The sequence below is a fragment of the Enterococcus pernyi genome, assembly GCF_045371165.1.
Taxonomy (GTDB): domain Bacteria; phylum Bacillota; class Bacilli; order Lactobacillales; family Enterococcaceae; genus Enterococcus_B; species Enterococcus_B pernyi.
On record NZ_JBIQDM010000005.1, the window covers coordinates 233,161 to 251,999 of the forward strand.

The window sequence follows — 18,839 nt, forward strand, 5'->3', positions numbered from 1 at the left end:
CTTAGGCTCCTCCTCTAGGTTCAAATAAATCTTCTAATTGATATGAACCGGCTGACTGCTCGGCCAACCAGATACTTGCTTGAACTGCCCCTTCTGCAAAAATTCGATTTGAAAAGGCTTCGTGCTTCACTGAAAGAACTTCATCTTTGGTTGCAAAAAGGACTTCATGTTCTCCTGGAAAAGAGCCTGCACGTAGGCTATGGACACCGATTTGTTGGTCTTCTCGTGATTTGTCCGCCCATTGATAGACAGGCGTCAGCTCTCGAACAGATTGTAGTGTTTCTACTAAGCGCTTGGCTGTGCCAGAAGGTGCGTCTTTTTTTTGGCTGTGGTGTTTTTCGATTAATTCGATCTGCCAGCTGGCTAAGTCTTTAGCTGCTTGTTTGATCAAGCGATTCATCACCATGATCCCTAATGAAAAATTAGCACTGTAGAGTACAGGGATCGTTTGAGCTGCTTGGGCGATTTCAGCAAATTGCTCTTCGGTATAGCCTGTTGTGCCAATCACCAGTGGGACTTGGTGAGCTTTGCTGTATCGCAAGATTTTATCCAAACCAGCTGGATGAGAAAAATCGATCATGACTGCTGGTGTCTGATCAAACGATAATTCCTCCGTTGCTTGTAAGGATTCGGTCAAACTCAATGGCTGATGTTGATATTCTTCGGTAACTTCTGCAATTCGCTTACCCATTTTTCCACTTCCGATGATCCCTATATTCATGTGCTTGCCCCTCCGTTTTCTGTTAACAGTGCGATAAGTTGTTGCTTTTTCTCCTCGCCTAATTCAATCAGTGGTAGTCTTAATGGTCCAGCAGGTAAGCCTAAATGATTCATTGCTGCTTTCACTGGAATTGGATTGGTTTCACTGAATAAGGCATTGATCAACGCTAAATGAGTCAATTGTTTTTCTTTTGCTGAAGGACTGTTTCCGTTTAAGTAATCATGAACTACTTCATGGACTACTTTTGGCTGGATATTTGCCCAAACACTGATCACACCGATACCACCAATACTTAGAATAGGTAAAATCAAATCATCATTGCCACTGTATAGTGCAAATGATTCATCAATCAGTTGCGCCACTTCCATTGTATAGGACATATCACCAGAGGCTTCCTTGATGCCGATGATTCGTGGATGCTTCGCTAGTTCTGTTAATACAGGTAACGAAATCGTCATCCCTGTTCGTGACGGTACGTTATATAAGATGATTGGTAGCGAGGAAGCGTCTGCGATCGCTTTAAAATGAGCCAGTAACCCTACATCACTCGTTTTATTATAGTAAGGGGTGATCACTAATAATTGGTCTGCCCCAAGTTCAGCAAAGCGTTGGACTTTCTTGACCGTTTTCGCCGTTGCATTTGATCCTGCACCAGCAATCACTGGGATACGTCCATTGACTTTTTCAACGGTGAATCGTACGATCTCTTCCTCTTCCTCCTCAGATAGTGTGGGTGATTCCCCAGTTGTTCCAAGGACCAGTAAGCCGTCTGTTTGTTCTTTCAGATGAAACGCAATCAGCTGCTCCAAGCCTAGATAATCCACTGCACCTGTTTCCGTCATTGGTGTCACTAACGCGACAATCGAACCTTTGATCATGCCTCTACCTCCAAATTTTTATGCCATTCATATGTGGCTGGTCCCGCCATCGTGATCGTTTTATCGCCAGAAATCAGTAAATCGCCTTGCTCTAAATGAATCGTCGCTTGTAAGCCGGAAAGGTAGCCTTGATCTCTTGCGACGACATACGCTGCACAACAACCTGTACCACAAGCTAGTGTCCAACCGACCCCACGTTCATACGTGCGGACGATCAATTCTTCTTCATTGACAGATTGGACAAAATTGACGTTTGTTTTTTCTTTGAATAAGGGATGATGGCAGAGTTTTTCTCCAGTCTCTTTGGTTAATTCAGCCAACGCATCTTCAACAAAAACAACTGTATGGATCGTCCCCATGAATAAACTAGTCAGCTCTACCTTTCGCTCATCAATCGTCAGCGTTTGTTTGATGATAGGTGTTGATTGCGCTACGCCTACTTTCTCTGGTCGGTAGTCCGGCGAACCCATGTCGACTGTGCAATAAAAAGGCTTTCGTGAATGGATTGTCACATGGATCATCCCAGCAAGCGTTTTGACCGCAAATTGTGGCGCTTCAAGTAATTGTTGATCGCTGACATAATTGGCAAAACAACGGATACCATTGCCACACATCGGCGCACGGCTACCGTCTTTATTGTAGTAGATCATTTCTAAAGGTTCGGTTTTAACAGCAATCAATCCATCCGTATCGTAAGCCGTGGGTGCACATAAGCTTTGAGCCAAATGACTATAGTCGATCGTTTCATCGTAATCTAAGAGAATAAAATCATTGCCACAACCATTATATTTATAAATCTGCATAGACTTCTCCTCTCAATAGATCCGCATAAGTTTGCCGACGCACGACTTCTCTCGACACGCCATCTTTGACAAAAACAACTGCTGGTCGCAGTGCACGATTGTAATTGCTACTCATCGAATATCCGTAGGCGCCTGTGGCATACACTGCCAGAAGATCACCTGGCTCTGCAGGAGGCAACTGTGTTTCTTGGATCACCACGTCTCCTGATTCACACATTTTTCCGGCAACTGTCACTTTTTCTGTTTTTTCAATGTCTAGTTTATTTGCCAAATCACAGGTATATTCAGCTTGATAAAGTGCCGGTCGAATATTATCTGTCATCCCACCATCCACAAAATAATATTTCTTGTGAGGTGTTTCTTTGATATAGCCGACTGTATAAAGTGTTGTTCCGGCTTCACCAACGATACTTCTCCCAGGTTCAATCAATAAGCGATCGATCGTTAAGTTTCTGTCAGCTAGCGTCTGCTCTGTGTGTGTAACCAGATGTTTGACTGATTCTGCAATTGGTAAAGGTGTGTCCGCTTCGGTATAACGGATACCAAAGCCCCCTCCCAGATTTAAAGAAAGCGGTTGTTGAAAATCTTCAAGGTAGGTAACCAGCTGGTCGATCTCAGCCAGCCAAGCAGTCATATCAAAGATTTGTGAGCCGATGTGGGCATGAAAGCCTTCCAATCTAAGAAATTCACTTTGTTGGATACGTGCAATCGCTTGTTGGCAAACATCGCTATCGTAAAGCATGCCGAATTTTGAATCGATATGTGCGGTGACGATGTATTCATGGGTATGTGCTTCGATCCCTACGTTCAATCGCAACATGATCTGTAGCTTTTTCTGATATTCTCGGCTTAACTCTTCCAAGACTTCGACTTCCATCCCATTATCTGCAACAAAATGGCGTATATCATTTTCAATGGCATATCTTAATTCATCAATCGTTTTGTTGTTGCCATGGAAATAAATATCTTCTAAAGGAAATCCAGCTTGTAACGCGGTATAAATCTCCCCACCACTTACGACATCTAGACCTAACCCTTGTTCAGCAATTAGATGGAGTAATTCTACCGTTTGAAAGGCTTTAGACGCATACAAGATCTTTGTTTGAAAAGAATCAGAATCAAAGTTCAGCTTAAACGACTTTATCGTTTCTTCCATCTTTTTTTCATCATACACATATAGGGGTGTTTGATATTCATTTGCTAATTGACTCACTGGAATTTCGCCGATCGTTAATTCTGTCATTCTCTTTTCCCTCTTTTCAAAAAATTATTTTCTCATCAAATTGAAATATCCTTAGATTATAATTTGAATTTTATTTGAATAATATTAAACAAAATTGTTTGAATTGTCTAGTTTAAATCGCTATTTTCAGCAAAAATGTTTAATTTTTCAATTTTATTGCATACAGAAAACAAAAAATAAAAAACCACTATTTATTTTCACATAATTCTCTTAGAAATAGACAAAAAAACTGACCAATAAATTGGTCAGTTTTTTGAATCATATTTTCCTTAAATCAATTACTTACATAGATTGCTAAAAACATCAACGCTGCACCTAACATGACAAATAGATGCCAAATCACATGGGTGAATCGTCTGCTTTTCATGCTATAAAATAGTGATCCCACAGAATAGGCGATTCCTCCGCCAACTAGCAGTAGCAAGCCAGTCAAATCGATATTCTGATAGAGCTTAGGTAGCACAACGATGATTGCCCACCCCATCACATTGTAAATGATCGTTGAAACTTTTGATACCTTGTTTGTCTTTGTTAAAGTCAAACATTTATAGATGATGCCAATCACTGCTGTCGCCCAAATAACACTTAGCAAAACTAGTCCTGTCGTTCCTTGCACGACTAGCAGACAAAATGGCGTGTAGGTTCCAGCAATCAAAAGGTAGATCGAACAATGATCAAATACCTGAAATACTTTTTTTGCTTTCGTAAAAATCAAACTATGAAATAACGTAGAAGAAAAGAATAGCAGAAAAAGAGAACTACCATAAATCGCAAAAGCGACATAATCTAAGGTTGTATGGGCGCGATCCATCAGCAAATTGAAGCAAAGCAGACTTAACAAAGCTGCAATCCCATGGGTCACCGCATTTAATACTTCATTGACGATTTGGTACTTTCGGCTAAATTCTATCTCCATCTTGATCCACTCCATTTCGTTTGTTCAATTTCATTATACATGAAAGATGTTCTGTTTACAAAAACTTTATCATCTAGTTTCCGAAACTATATTATTTTTTAATAACTTTTGTAAAATATTTTATCATCATGATAAGAAATAGCAACAAAAACACACTGATCAAGCCATTTACGAGTAAAAATGCAGTACGCTTCGCCCGTTTCACTTTTTCTAACGATTCTTTTATTTCTTCTGGTTCAACAGCGACCCTGTGTCCGCGTACTAATAAACGGTGACTGTTGACCATATACGGAGTACAAGTAACCAGTGTGACTAAATCTTGATTTTCTTGGATTTGTAGCGCTTCTGTTTCTGTCGGTGCTACGGTTTTAATCTGATCGACTTGATACGCAAGATACTGTCCATTGATTTCAATATAAAAGTGATCTTCTATTTTTAATTGAGGTAAATCTGTAAACAATTTTGCTTGCGGCAAGCCTCGGTGGCTGGAAAGTACCGCATGTGTCGATTTGCCTCCGATCGGGTATGAGGTGCCCTCGAGCAGACAAGCGCCTTTTTCCAATAGTTTCGTCGTTGTTTGATCAAAAATCGGTAAGCTGACATTGATTTTGGGGATCGTCAAAACACCAACGGTATGTGATTCGATATACGATTTCTGAGATTTTTGATCATTTTTTTTTTTCTTGGAAAATGGGTCTGCTTCTGGCATCGCTACGTTTGATGCCAGTTGTTCATTTTTTTTGATCATCCGCTTTTGTAATTCAGCAAGTTCTGTCGCATGTTCAGACTTTGCCTTTTTTTGATAATTTTTGATGATCTGCTGGTCGAGATAATTATTCAACGTATCACTGACAAAAGGATACGCCAAGCTGAGGACACCGATAAAAAATACCGAGAACATGATTAGATCTAACAGACGCCATTTTTTTTGTTTCATTTTATTCTCCTCAGCGAGTCACTTGTTCTTCATTTGATACTATTTAACTTTTGGTCGTTTTAGCCAGTATGCACCCACGATTGTCAGTAAAACCACACCTAAGAAAATGTACAATGAAATGCCTTTGCCACCAGTTGCTGGTAATGTCCCTTTGTGTTTGTTTGGTACTTTCTCTGGTGCAACCAATTCACCTGCAACAGCATAAGATTGCTGATCGACCTTAAACGCAATTCGTTCAGTTAGTTTCACATAATTGTTTGGTGCTTTTGTTTCTTCTAAATAATACGTACCATAAGACAAGCCTGTGATATCCACTAATCCATCACTTGTTGTCGTGAAAATCGTTGCTTCTTCCTGTGAAGTCGTCCACGCTACTGCTTTTGTTACTGGATCAATGATCAAATATTTCGCTGTTGCTTCATCTTGATCACGTACCACAAACGAAGCGTCTGCTAATGGTTTGATATCAGCTACTGCTCCATCTACTTTAATGAATCGTTTCCCACCTGTCAGTACTTCCACAGTTGGTGGTGTTTGATCTGTCATATGTCCAGTATCAACATTTGCTTCGTTGTTATAGCCTTGGGTTGGTTCTGCTAACTGATTCAAATGCATGTAATAAACAAAACTCAACGTACCACCTGGAGTCAATGAAGGAATATAAGTTGGTTCAATCGTTACTGTGAAGCCGTTTGTTTGTTCAGTTACGTGGTAATTTGTTGAATCAATGATCGTTTCACCATCGTAAAGTGCATAACCTGTTTCTCCCGTTGATTGGTTCATGAATGTTAAAGCTGGATCATGTGTATCAATCAATTTGAAGGTGGTATATTTATTGTTTGATCCTTCTTTATCCGCGATCCCAAGAGGAATATTGACGCTGATCTCATAATTGATCGGTTCTCCGATTGCTACGTCTTGCCCATCTAATTGCGGCGTTTCTTTTTCTACTTTCGTCGTATCATTTTTCACTATAAGTTCAACTGGCGTTTGGCTACCAACAACAATTGTGAATGGTGTCTTCGTTTGCTCAGTGATCATCGCTGCATTTTCAGGTGCTTTTACTTCTTCTAACACATATTCGCCAACTTCTAATCCAGTAATGAGCATTTGACCTTTCTCTGCTTCATTTTCAGCAACGTCCTCTTCACCGATTTCATAGCTTTTGCCAGTCACAAAGTGTTTTGCTTTAGATTTATCAGTTGTCCATGTATACATTCCTTGTGCTACACCTTGCAAATATTTGGCAACACCTGCATCTTCTTTCACAATGACAAATTCCGCACCGTTTAGTGCTTCACCTTCTGCTGAACCTACTTTTTTGACCTTCAGCGTTCCTTCATTTTCCACGACATTTTTAGGATATAAATGAACTACGTCTAGTTCTTCTGTCCCATATTGATATGAACCGTCGGATTGTTTGATCAGTTCATATACTGGAAATGCCACAACCATATTTGCAGCAGCTGTTACTCCTGATTTTGCTTCTTCTTCAATCACATAAACTGCATCTTTTCCAGCTTGTTTTTTTGGCAATGCTAAAGAAAGATCCCCCTGAGCGTCTGTGGTACCAGAAAGAAGAGCTGTGCCAGAAGTCTGTGATTGGACGATCGCTTTTGCTTCTTCAATCGTCGCGCCATTTTTTCTTGCTTCAGCAAATGATTCGGTGACATCATACACATGGAACGTCACATCTGCCAACCCTTGATAGTTGTTGAATTCAGTCATTTCTTTCCCTGTATTTTGGATCTCTTGTTGTGGGAAATCTAACATTTTCTTTTTGTGGATCACCAATTGTGCATCCATTCCTTCAGCAAACACTTGTGGATTAGGAAGTAATGCCACCAGTGTAAGTAGTGATGAAATAAGACATAGTAATACTTTTTTGAAATTTTTTCTATTCTTCATTCTTCTTTACTCCTGTTCTTTTGATAAATAATGAAACTACCTATGATCGATATGCCACCAATCATACCAACACTTATTTTTTCGTCAGTTGTTTTTGGAAAAAGAAAACTCGTTTCTTGTTTCTGATTAGTGATTTTCAAAGGTTCACTAGGTTGTCCATTGATGGCATATGACATACTTTTTACGACAAACGAGACAGCATAAGGATTTCTTTTATACCCTTTTGGTGCTTTGATTTCTTCAAGTAAATATTCTCCGTCTGCTAAGCCATTGATGGAAAATAAGCCATTTCGATCAGAAGTCAGCGTTATTGCATCTCTTGCTCGTTTTTTCCAGCAATATTTTCCATCTTTCAAATGCAGGTATTCTTCCTGTTGGTTTTTGATCATAAACATTGCATCTTCTAGCACCTGTTGTTCCTTATCTTTTGTAACTTTTTGAAACCACTTCCCTCCTGTTCGAATACGTGTACTTCGTGACAATGATGCTGTTCCGATATCTAATGTCGCTTGATTGATGATCGATTGATCAGCGATTGCATCTTGTCGTAAACGCATCTGATAGTTGATCCTCACTGTTTTACCTGCCAGATCTTGCAAGTCTTGACCGTTAAACGCAATACTGAATCCTTGACTATGGCTATGAAACGTCAGATTTTCCAAGCGTTTTTCTTCACTATGGACTTTGAGCGATTCAGTTAGCAACTCCAACTCTTTCGTCGCACTGTCAGTGACTACACATGTTTCTTCAGTTGCTATTCCATTTGGAAACTGGATATCCAATTGATAGTAGATCTTTTCACCAATCGAATAAGTGTTTTTTTCCTCTACAAGCTTTTTTTCAAAGACGATCGCAGATGGCTCTTGGTTCATTTTAGGATAGAGATGGATTGCCTTTTGTGGGTGATCATATGAATCATAAAGAGGCAAAACCACGACTACATTTTGTGATCCTACAAACGCATCTGCTATGTGAGTGGTTTCGTTCACTAAATAAACGTTACCTATTTGATTCGTTGACTCACGTAGATCAAAGATTGCTACATCTTCTCCATCATTGTTCGACTTCACCAGTTTTTCCATTAGAAAAGAACCTGCTGAAGTACCTTGTCGCGCAATGATTTGTTGTGTTTCTTCGACAGTAAATCCTTTTTTACGTAATTGATAAAATGATTTTGTCACATCGTAAACCGCAAAACTCGCTTTATGAGATTCCGTTTGTTTATCTGATGAGGGTTGCGTAGTATGGACAATCAACTGGACCATCTCTTGTGTTTGGGCGATACACGTTTTGGCACCACCAACTAACAGAAAAGGCAACAACAGCAAGAACCAATAATACTTGGTCAACTTGAAATGCCTCCTCGTCTCATCCCCCTTAAATAAACGACAAATGAAACAATCGCAAGGATACCTAATAATAGGAAGCCAAGTCGGCCAGATCCTCCGGTTTCAGGCAGTGGGATCAATGCCTGATTGGTGATGACCAAATGGATTTGGTTGTTCGTATGATCAGTTTGTAACTGGATTTCTGATGGTTCACCATCTACAGTTACTTTTCCATCCGTTTGGATAACGATCTGTACGGGTTGCTCTAACCCCAGATAACCTTCTGGTGTTTTGATTTCCTCCAACGTGTACTCACCCGGTTTTAGGTTCTCAAAAACAAATGTATCAGTTGCTTTATCGTCGTTTGGTAATTCAACCTGTCCATCTGAACCGGATAGTCGGAAGACTGCCCCTTTTAACACCTGTCCTGTATCCGTTTGCTTTAGGACTGTTAAATCAAAAGGTTTGATTTGATTCATATGCGTCAATGTCCAAACGGTATCTTCCTCTACATTTTCTCCGTCATAGAGAATCGTACCGTAAGGGTCAACTTTAAATTCATAGTTTCCTGGAATCGTATCGTAACCAAGCGGTCCTGCTGTTTCTACTAAGCGATATTCACCCGCTTTTTGTATCACGAATTCTGCCAATCCTGATGACGCGGTAACTTCCTCTTTCAGTGTATGATAGGTTCCTGTTTCTCCTTTTATTTGTAAAGCAAAAGTTGCTCCTGCCAGATTGATTTTTTGTTTGTCCTTTTCGGTATATTTTCTTATGGCTATCGGAAGGTCTGCAAATGGATTCTCAATCGTCAATTGGATCACTTGATCAGTGACTGTAGCTTGTTGTTTGTCCACTGTTACTTCCCCATTGTCAGAAATAGCAATTTCCCACGCCTGCTTTTCCGATTTTTCATGTCCAGCAGGTGCACTGATTTCTGTCAATGTATAAGATTTTCCTTTTTCAAGGCGTGTGCCTTCTGGCAATGAATAGGTACCATCCTCATGGTCGATCAGCTGAATCTCCTGACCTTCAATCGTTAGTTGAAACACTGCTCCTTTTAGGAGATGGTCAGCTGACGAAGTTTTCTTGGTTATTTTTAAATCTAAAGGAACAAATTGTTTTTTATTTTTCCAAGTCGTTGCGTTGACCTTTTCTGATTGATATCCTGGTACATCTAACTCATTCACCGCTTCATAGTGAAATTCTTGCCCTTGATTGTTGTGTTTTGGCAAGCTGAGGGTTTCACGAGACGCTTCACTGGACGCTAGAAGTTTGGTGATATTGGTTCGCTCCCAAACATTGGTGTTCTCCTCTTCCGGTTTACTTAATTGTACATAGCCACTTTCCCAACTAGATGTTTCGGTGATTCCTGTTCGCTTGATTTCGTAAATCACTTTCTCTGGTCGAGTCGTCGTATCTTGATCAAATTCTTCCCATTCTTTGAAAAAATCAAGAGATACACCTGGTGCTTTGGCTGACGGCACACCGAATTTAGCAAGAACATCTGGGTTGCTCGTTGGTTGGAAGATTGTTTGCCCATTCATTTGATACCAAGTATCAGTCTCGAACATTTTGCTTTCTGTTTGGAGTCTCACTTGATAATGTAGTTGGATTTCTTGCCCTTTTTCTAAATAGATTTTATCGACGTTAATCGTTTGCCCATCAATAGAGAGAAGTGGCTCAATCGATAGAGGGGTTGTCCCTACACTTGTAACAGAAGCGCTGTCTGGTTGATAAACAAATGGATCAATGATTGGATCAGTGATTTTTCCATCAACGACTGTTCCAGAAAGCTGCACAGCTTTTTTGGCTAGATAATCAGCAATATCTGTAGACTCATTGGCAGATTCATAATATGCCGTGCCGTCTTCGCCAGTGGAAACCATCTTACGCATTCGACGTTCTACTTCCTCTTTCGTGATGCCTTCAGTTTCATCTCCTTGCAACTGTATACCCAAGCCATGGATCTCGATTCCTCGTTGTTTCAATGCCATTGCTTCACCAATCGTTGCTGTAAACGTTGAATTGATCCAACGCCATTGTGAATATTGGTCTCTAACAGGTACAAGATAAGGCGGGGAAATTTTTGAAGTATATTCGGGATGATCGACTTGATTGCTAAAAGTCGCGCCATAATAACTAACGTCCTCTTCAGTCACCACACTTGATACGTGATAGGAGCATGTCGGAACACCATCAGTCAAAAGAACGATCACCTTTTTGTGACCATTTTGTTCAGACAACATCTCGCCTGCCTGACGTAAACCATTTTGAGTAAACGTACCACCACTTGTTGAATCAGGTGTGGCTGCTTGGATTTCTTCCTTTACAGAATCAAATCCTGCAATCGGTATCGTTCGATTGTCGTAGCCTTCACTAGAAAAACCAACATAACCTAAATTGATTTTTTCCGTTACACCACTTTCTGATAAGGTATCGACAAATCGATCAATCCCATTCTTCACTTCAATAATACGATTGTCCTCATTCATACTGCCAGACCAGTCAACAACCAGAACGACATCTAAAGGAGGGATATTTTTTTGGGTATTTCCTCGAACATTCAGATACAAGTCAAACAATCCAGGAGTCGCTGTCTCTTTGGCAAATTTACGGATTGCGTAATCGGCTTCTTCTTTTTCCCCACCATATTCAATATAAGAATTGTTTTGATTGGTTGGGTCACCATCCCAATTCGTCAATCCATCCCATTGTGATTGACCATGACGATTCCCTTGATGATTTCGTACATTCTCGTCATTTTCCGGTTGCCACATCGCTTGCGGATAGGTTCCTTGCTCATCTGTGGTATATTCCGGTTCAATCGTCGCTAACCCTTTCGGTTTCAACTGTTCATTGAATAATTTTGGTTGTTCAAACGGACGATATTCGTTTTTAGCTATCGATGAATCATCCGACACCTCACTGTTTTCAGAAGAAGTCGTGGTTTCAGACGTTGGTTCACTCGTTTGTGCAGTTTCCTGATTCTCGTTATCTATAGAAAATGAAAAGGAAGCTGGGTCAGATAAAAGTAACTGACCCGTTTTTTCTTCTATCTGAATATTGAGTTGAAATTCTTTGCTCGTACTCGGCAATTCAATGGTCAATTCTTTTTCTTCAATGGCTTGAGAAAAATCACCTGCTAGCCATTTTCGTTGTTGCTCATCTGTGTATTCTTGATATTCCTGAGAAACATAAGAGGAAAGCAGATTCGTTTCAGGTGCATCTTTTGGATGTAACTGGAATAAAAATCTGTTTTCTTGTGTTTGCTCATTTAATCGATACACGACCGTTAGCTGACGATCTATTTTCCTAATACTTACTTTGCCATATTCATTATTTAAGACTTCAATGGTTGCCTCTTCATTAGCTGCCACAGTCTTTCCTTTTTGGAAATAGAAATAGGTGACGAAAAATAGAGAAAATAGACAGAAAACGATGAAATAATTTCGCTTCTTCATTTATGGATACCTCCTTAGAAAAACTTTAAAATTCAATTAGATAATATAAAAAAAAGAAAAAATTCACTAATCTTTCTAGTTCTCTTCTCTTTTGTCTCTAACTATTAAATTACAGTTATTTTAAGGAGCTTTAAATTTGATATAGTAAAACGAATACATTGAATGATTAGTTATTTAAAACCGATTTATTATTCTTTTCTCTCACAAAATATACTCATTGAGCAATAATTTTGAGACAAATTTTAAAAAAATATTTCTAAATCCGGTAGAGTTTTTTTAGAAAATTGAGACAAGTATTTACAAGGAAAAATAAATACGGTATTAATAATAAAAATATAAAAAGAAGGTGAAGAATTGATTGAAAAAATTTTATTAGATGACCATGCAAGAATGAAATTAAATGTGTATGGAAAGATAATGACCTTATGGCCGGGGGAATATAGTTTAGATCATGTACGAGAAAACTTAGATTTCTATTTCAGTCCGACCCGTTTCAAAAAAATCCTATGTGCTATACAAGATGATTTAGAACAATTTACTGATATTAAACTGTTACATACTAAAAACAAGTTATCCATTCCTGAACAACTTGTTCAATATACCCAATACCAACATTTCCTATCAACAGAAAGTGTTCCTTATAAATTATTGATCAGTCTTCTGACTGAACAAGATGAAGATCTTGCAGCTTTTTGCAATCGCCATTTTATCAGCCGCTCAACATGTTTTCGACAAACAAAAAAATTGGCTGAATATTTGAAGGAGTACAATATCAATTTGAATTTATCGAATCTTACCTTATCTGGTTCTGAAATGCTGATTCGTATCATTTTTTTCAACTTCTTTTGGTTTGTTTCATTAGGAGAAAGTCTGGATAGTATTCCTTACAGCCAAGAAGTTCGCGCATTGATTTATAAGCACGAAGGATCGCAACACAAGAATAAGTTTGATTTAGGAAAAAAACAAGCTAGTCTCCATTGTCTGATTTGTTTGCTGAGGATCGAAAATAATCATTTTACGGATATCTATCGATTATCGAGAGATTCCTTTATTCCAAGTGAAACAAACATTGACTTTTTTTACGACTTCTTCAAAATTGCGAATCTTCGTTTAGATATCTTAGAGGTAAACTCTTTGTTTTATTTGTTCTATTATTGGCCGTTTCTTACCTCTAATCAAGATATTCGTGTGCCGATCGTGCAACATTCCTATCAACAACCGAGTAATGAGATCAAAGCTATTTTAGAGGAATTTCAAGAGCACTGTCAGACATTTATTGGTACATTCCATTTTGAAAAAGAGCCCGCTTTGCTTTTGAATCTCTATCTATCCATCGGTAACTTTAGCATGTTCAAGCAAAAAATTCCTTTGACCACATTATTTATCTCTTCTTATATTCAAGATAAATACCCACTTTTACGTATCTTGACAATCAAAATCGAAGGGTTTTGGAAAAAAATCGCACAACGAAAAAACTATACCTGGTTGAAATCTTGCGTAAGTGAATTAGCCTTTCTACAAGCCAGTTTACTTTATCCATATTATTCAGAAATCGATGAAAACTATAAATTGAAAGTTGGGTTTGTCAACGTCTCTGAGCATCTGATCTCCGCAGAAATCTTGAATTTAGGCAAGAAGATCCCCTTTGTAGATATCGAGCGACTCACGCTTCCCATCACTGAAGAATATGACTTTTTCATCTTTGGTTCCCCCCTGCTGATTCCTAATGGTCTTGATTCTTCTAAGTATACAGTCCTTGATTTTTGTCATTATAGAGACTTTGAAACAAATCTGTATCAACGACTGTTAGAAGTCCATCATTTAAAACTACAAACATTGTTTGCTGATTAACTGATTAATATAAAAAAAAGCTTTTAAGCATCCTGCTTAAAAGCTTTTTTACTACACTCGGTTATTTTGCACGTTTTACGTATGAACCTTCTGCTGTATTGATTTCTAGTAATTCATCCGCTTCAATGAAATCAGGAACATTGACTACTAAGCCTGTTTCCATCGTTGCAGGTTTACCAGAACCAGTCACTGTCGCACCTTTGATCGATGGTTGTGTTTCAACGACACGTAAGACAACTGTTGTTGGTAATTGGACACCAATCACTTCGCTACCGAAGAATTGGATTTTAACTTCCATGTTTTCTAAGATAAATTTCATTTCTTCAGCTACAGTTTCTACAGGGATCTCATATTGTTCGTATGTTTCTAGATCCATAAAGAATGCTGTATCATCCATTGTGTATAAGTATTGAACTGGTTTTGTATCAATGTGTGCTTTTTCAAATTTTTCGTCTGGTCTTAGTGTCGTATCATAAGTAGCACCAGTACGAACATCTTTTAGCTTCATACGCATCACAGTATTTCCTTTACCAGGTTTGTGATGGCTTGCATCAATTACTTTGATCAATTTTCCGTCTTGGACAAATGTCATTCCGGCTTTTAAATCGCTTGCTGAGATCATTATTTTTTGCTCCTTTTTTTCTTAATCATAATCACCCTTATTGTATCAGACAAACGTCTATAAAACTAGGAAATTATTGCTTTTCAAATGATAGTCTTTGACTTTCTTATTTTTTCATGCTATTTTTAATTAAATCATTATTGGAGGGATAAACATGGCAATCAATTACTTAAAACAATTGAAGTGTTGTTGTATGGTGTATAAAAACAGCATACTGTTTGCCATGTCTATTAATTGCCCTTCATAGTTGAATGAAAGATCTCTTTCTGTAGTGAAAGTGTTTTCTTTCTTGGTCTTTTCAATTTATGATCTTACGAGGAGCTGATTAAATAGTCAGCTCCTTTTTATTTTACTTTTTTGGAGGTTTGGATTCGTGATCATTTCATCAATTACTGAAGCAATCGGGCATACACCCGTCTATAAATTTACTGCGCAAGATTTTCCTATGCCAAAAGATTCCGTGATCTATGCAAAACTGGAATACTTGAATCCAGGAGGTAGTATCAAAGACCGTTTAGGTTTGTATTTATTGACTTCCGGTCTTGAGAGCGGAAAAATCGATCAAGAAACAACGATCATTGAGCCAACTGCTGGTAACACAGGGATTGGTTTAGGTCTGGCAGCTTTGAAATTCAATTTAAAAACAATTTTTGTCGTACCAGAAAAATTTAGTATAGAAAAACAAAAAATCATGCAGGCACTAGGCGCAAAAATCGTACACACTCCTACAGAAGAAGGAATCGTTGGTGCGATCGAAAAAAGTAAACAATTAGCTTCTGAGATCCCAAATAGTTATGTTCCCTTGCAGTTTGAAAACCCAGACAATCCAGCCACTTATTACCAAACATTGGGGCCTGAATTGTTTCAAGAATTGGAAGGGTCAATCAATAGTTTTGTTGCCGGTATTGGAAGTGGTGGTACGTTTGCTGGAACCGCAAAATTTCTAAAAGATCGTTTACCTGAACTTCGCCTGATTGGTGTTGAGCCAGAAGGATCAATTTTGAATGGTGGTTCTTCACATGGGCACGAAATTGAAGGCATCGGCGTTGAATTTGTCCCCCCTTTTCTTAGTGAGTTGACAATTGATCAATTTGAAACGATTTCTGATGCTGAAGGATTTGCTTACACACGTCAACTAGCAAAAGAACACGGATTATTAGTAGGCAGCTCGAGCGGAGCCGCTTTTGCCGCAGCCTTAAAAGAAGCACAACGTCTACCGAACGGACAGTCTATCCTGACCATATTTCCAGACACGTCCGATCGTTACTTATCAAAAAATATTTATCTGTAAGCAACAAACGACACAATAAACTCAATGAAGAAATTGGAGGAAATAATTATGCATATTCAAACAAAATTGATCCATGGTGGTATTAGTGAAGATCCGACAACCGGTGCAGTTAGCGTACCGATCTATCAAACATCGACTTACCGCCAAAATGCAGTTGGACAACCGAAAGAATACGAATATTCACGTTCAGGTAATCCAACACGTTTTGCTTTAGAAGAATTGATCGCAGACTTAGAAGGTGGCGTTCGTGGCTTTGCCTTTGCCTCAGGTCTAGCAGGAATCCATGCAGTCTTTTCCTTATTCCAATCTGGAGATCACATTCTCTTAGGCGATGATGTCTATGGTGGAACTTTCCGTTTATTTGATAATGTTCTTACAAAAAATGGGTTAGAGTATACGATCGTCGATACAAGTAATCTTGCACAGATTGAAGAAGCAATTCAAGACAATACAAAAGCTTTGTACCTAGAAACACCAAGTAATCCTCTACTTAAAATCACCGATTTGAAAGCAGGGGCTGCCATTGCAAAAAATCGTGACCTGTTAACAATCGTGGATAACACATTTGCTACACCATACTTTCAAAAACCTTTAGAATTAGGCGCTGATATTGTTTTACACAGTGGCACAAAATATCTAGGCGGGCATAGTGATGTCGTTGCTGGATTAGTTACGACAAACAACCAAGAGTTGGCGGAACAAATTGGTTACTATCAAAATGCCATCGGTAGCGTATTAGGTCCACAAGATAGTTGGTTGATGCAACGCGGGATCAAAACTCTTAGTGTGCGTATGGAAGAACATCAAAAAAATGCCTATGCTGTAGCAGAATTATTAGCGAACCATCCTGAAGTTGAAGCAGTCTATTACCCTGGTCTAACAACCCATAATAATCATGAAATTGCGAAACAACAGATGTCCGGCTATAGCGGAATGGTTTCCTTTACCTTGAAAAACGACGCAGATGCAATTCCTTTTGTAGAAGCTTTGCAACTATTTATCCTCGCTGAAAGCTTAGGTGGTGTCGAAAGTTTAGTGGAAATTCCTTCTGTGATGACTCATGCCTCTGTACCTAAAGAAAAACGCGAAAAAGCTGGAATCAAAGACGGATTGATTCGTTTATCCGTAGGAATCGAGTACGCCCAAGATCTTTTAGATGATTTGAACCAAGCCTTTACCCAATTGAAAAATCACTGATCCATTTTATCTTTAAAGAATTGAAAAAAAATCAATCAGTTTTCTACACCTGACCTGCAATAAGTGTTAGAATTTAGATAAATCGACCCAATCTTTTTAGAGGATTTTCATTTCCCTAAAAAGAATCATCAGATAGTTAGGAGTAATTCAATATGAAAATGAATGTCGAAAGTTTTAATTTAGACCACCGTAAAGTAAAAGCCCCTTATGTTCGTGTAGCTGATCGTAAAAAAGGCGAGCATGGCGATTTGATCATCAAATATGATGTCCGTTTCAAACAGCCAAACAAAGAACACATGGATATGGCAGGTTTGCATTCTTTAGAACATTTAACTGCCGAAAACATCCGTAATCATGCAGATTATATTGTAGACTGGTCACCAATGGGATGCCAAACAGGCTTCTATCTTACTGTCATCAATCATGAAAATTATGACGATATTTTAGATGTTTTAGAAAAAACGATGAAAGATGTGCTACAAGCAACAGAAGTTCCAGCAAGTAACGAAATCCAATGTGGCTGGGCTGCAAACCATACGTTAGAAGGCGCACAAGCTTTAGCGCGTGAATTTTTAGCAAAACGAGATGAATGGTCAGACGTCGGAGTATAAACAGACCATACATTTATTTAATCATAATAGAGATTGAGGAAAGTGACCTCTATCTCATAGTCATAAGCCGTAAAAGACAAAAGAACATGCCAAATCTTTGTCTTTTACGGCTTGTTTTGGTAAGTTATGAGAAAGACAATTTGGCGTGAACTTTAAGAGAAAACTCAAATAATATCTCTTAGTCTTCCATGTTGGCTAATGATCGAAGGCATTGACTTTCGCTCATTATGTTTTCAGTTTAGGGGACTACGTCAGCAAACCCTTTATTATACATCAACAAATAGGAGGAAAAAACGAATGGATATCTATGATTTTAACGTCACATTAGAAAATGGGACAACTTACTCATTGGACAAATACAAGGGCCACCCTATGATCATCGTTAATACTGCAACAAAATGTGGTTTGGCGCCGCAATTTGAACAGTTGGAAGAGCTTTACCAGATGTATCAGGAAAAAGGGTTAGTAGTGTTAGGTTTCCCATCGAATCAATTCAAGCAAGAAGTAGCTTCTGCAAATGAGGCTGCGGAAGCCTGCCGAACAACGTATGGTGTTACATTTCCCATGCATCAACTAACGGTAATCAATGGCGGGGATGCTGATCCCCTATTTGATTATTTAAAAGAACAAGCACCAGGTACTTTGACACCTGCAATCAAATGGAATTTTACAAAATTCCTTATTGATAAAGACGGTCAAATAATTGAACGTTTTGCGCCAAAAACTTCACCATTAAAAATGAAAGAAGCAATCGAAGCCATTCTTTAGTCAAGATGCAATAATTGGACAATCAACATTTTAGATTATTGGTCAAATGAAACTCATTTCTATTTAGAGAAAAAGCTTAGATCGACTTAAATAAAGTACATGACCTTGAAAAAAATTTTTTTCAAGACCATGTATTTTTTTGACTAGAATACTGACAATAACTTTTGCTATTTCAAAAAAGTAAACAAAAAAACAGCTGAACTTTCGTTCAACTGTTTTCGTTTGCGTGGCGGCGTCCTACTCTCACAAGGGGCAACCCCTCACTACAATCGGCGCTAAGAAGCTTAACTTCTGTGTTCGG

Annotated in this window: 15 protein-coding genes and 1 rRNA gene; 5 read left to right on the forward strand and 11 right to left on the reverse strand. The window is 38.6% G+C overall.

What is annotated here, in order from left to right:
* Window position 1: 1 nt before the first annotated feature.
* From dapB to ACH0AK_RS08435, 9 genes are all read right to left on the reverse strand, one after another.
* Window positions 2–721: a 4-hydroxy-tetrahydrodipicolinate reductase gene (dapB, locus tag ACH0AK_RS08395; RefSeq protein ID WP_019723554.1), complete on the reverse strand. Its 720-nt coding sequence runs from the start codon at window positions 719–721 to the stop codon at window positions 2–4.
* Window positions 718–1,599 carry a 4-hydroxy-tetrahydrodipicolinate synthase gene (gene dapA / locus ACH0AK_RS08400; RefSeq protein WP_019723555.1) on the reverse strand — a complete coding sequence of 294 codons (882 nt, stop codon included), beginning with the start codon at window positions 1,597–1,599 and terminating at the stop codon, window positions 718–720. The genes dapB and dapA overlap by 4 nt, the downstream gene beginning before the upstream one ends.
* A complete protein-coding gene (dapF, locus tag ACH0AK_RS08405; RefSeq protein WP_019723556.1) occupies window positions 1,596–2,402 on the reverse strand; it encodes a diaminopimelate epimerase in 807 nt (268 codons plus the stop codon). Before dapF ends, dapA begins: the two co-directional genes overlap by 4 nt.
* Window positions 2,389–3,645, reverse strand: a complete 1,257-nt coding sequence (gene lysA / locus ACH0AK_RS08410; protein WP_019723557.1) for a diaminopimelate decarboxylase — start codon at window positions 3,643–3,645, stop codon at window positions 2,389–2,391. Before lysA ends, dapF begins: the two co-directional genes overlap by 14 nt.
* Window positions 3,646–3,919: 274 nt before the next feature.
* Window positions 3,920–4,561, reverse strand: a complete 642-nt coding sequence (gene trhA, locus ACH0AK_RS08415; RefSeq protein WP_010736330.1) for a PAQR family membrane homeostasis protein TrhA — start codon at window positions 4,559–4,561, stop codon at window positions 3,920–3,922.
* A 91-nt stretch (window positions 4,562–4,652) separates the two neighbouring features.
* On the reverse strand, window positions 4,653–5,498 hold the full coding sequence (locus tag ACH0AK_RS08420) for a class C sortase (protein WP_065096265.1): 846 nt from the start codon (window positions 5,496–5,498) through the stop codon (window positions 4,653–4,655).
* Window positions 5,499–5,537: 39 nt separating this feature from the next.
* A complete protein-coding gene (locus ACH0AK_RS08425) occupies window positions 5,538–7,406 on the reverse strand; it encodes a SpaH/EbpB family LPXTG-anchored major pilin (protein WP_019723558.1) in 1,869 nt (622 codons plus the stop codon).
* On the reverse strand, window positions 7,403–8,755 hold the full coding sequence (locus ACH0AK_RS08430; RefSeq protein ID WP_023519095.1) for an isopeptide-forming domain-containing fimbrial protein: 1,353 nt from the start codon (window positions 8,753–8,755) through the stop codon (window positions 7,403–7,405). The genes ACH0AK_RS08425 and ACH0AK_RS08430 overlap by 4 nt, the downstream gene beginning before the upstream one ends.
* Window positions 8,752–12,198 carry a vWA domain-containing protein gene (locus tag ACH0AK_RS08435; RefSeq protein WP_065096266.1) on the reverse strand — a complete coding sequence of 1,149 codons (3,447 nt, stop codon included), beginning with the start codon at window positions 12,196–12,198 and terminating at the stop codon, window positions 8,752–8,754. The genes ACH0AK_RS08430 and ACH0AK_RS08435 overlap by 4 nt, the downstream gene beginning before the upstream one ends.
* Window positions 12,199–12,552: 354 nt before the next feature.
* Here ACH0AK_RS08435 and ACH0AK_RS08440 point away from each other — a divergent pair, with 354 nt between their 5' ends.
* Window positions 12,553–14,049: a helix-turn-helix domain-containing protein gene (locus ACH0AK_RS08440; RefSeq protein WP_010736335.1), complete on the forward strand. Its 1,497-nt coding sequence runs from the start codon at window positions 12,553–12,555 to the stop codon at window positions 14,047–14,049.
* Window positions 14,050–14,110: 61 nt separating this feature from the next.
* On the opposite strand, the gene efp is transcribed toward ACH0AK_RS08440, so the two are convergent.
* Window positions 14,111–14,671 carry an elongation factor P gene (efp, locus tag ACH0AK_RS08445; protein ID WP_010736336.1) on the reverse strand — a complete coding sequence of 187 codons (561 nt, stop codon included), beginning with the start codon at window positions 14,669–14,671 and terminating at the stop codon, window positions 14,111–14,113.
* 373 nt (window positions 14,672–15,044) lie between these two features.
* Here efp and ACH0AK_RS08450 point away from each other — a divergent pair, with 373 nt between their 5' ends.
* The 4 genes from ACH0AK_RS08450 (at window position 15,045) to ACH0AK_RS08465 (ending at window position 18,538) form a co-directional block, all read left to right on the forward strand.
* Complete coding sequence (locus ACH0AK_RS08450) at window positions 15,045–15,962, forward strand: PLP-dependent cysteine synthase family protein (protein ID WP_019724151.1); 918 nt, start codon at window positions 15,045–15,047, stop codon at window positions 15,960–15,962.
* 48 nt (window positions 15,963–16,010) lie between these two features.
* Window positions 16,011–17,159 carry a cystathionine gamma-synthase gene (locus tag ACH0AK_RS08455; RefSeq protein WP_019724150.1) on the forward strand — a complete coding sequence of 383 codons (1,149 nt, stop codon included), beginning with the start codon at window positions 16,011–16,013 and terminating at the stop codon, window positions 17,157–17,159.
* Window positions 17,160–17,311: 152 nt separating this feature from the next.
* Window positions 17,312–17,770: an S-ribosylhomocysteine lyase gene (locus ACH0AK_RS08460; RefSeq protein ID WP_019724149.1), complete on the forward strand. Its 459-nt coding sequence runs from the start codon at window positions 17,312–17,314 to the stop codon at window positions 17,768–17,770.
* Between the two features lie 297 nt (window positions 17,771–18,067).
* Complete coding sequence (locus ACH0AK_RS08465) at window positions 18,068–18,538, forward strand: glutathione peroxidase (protein ID WP_071866693.1); 471 nt, start codon at window positions 18,068–18,070, stop codon at window positions 18,536–18,538.
* Window positions 18,539–18,762: 224 nt separating this feature from the next.
* Here ACH0AK_RS08465 and rrf read toward each other — a convergent pair.
* Window positions 18,763–18,839, reverse strand: a 5S ribosomal RNA gene (rrf, locus tag ACH0AK_RS08470); the annotation flags it as partial.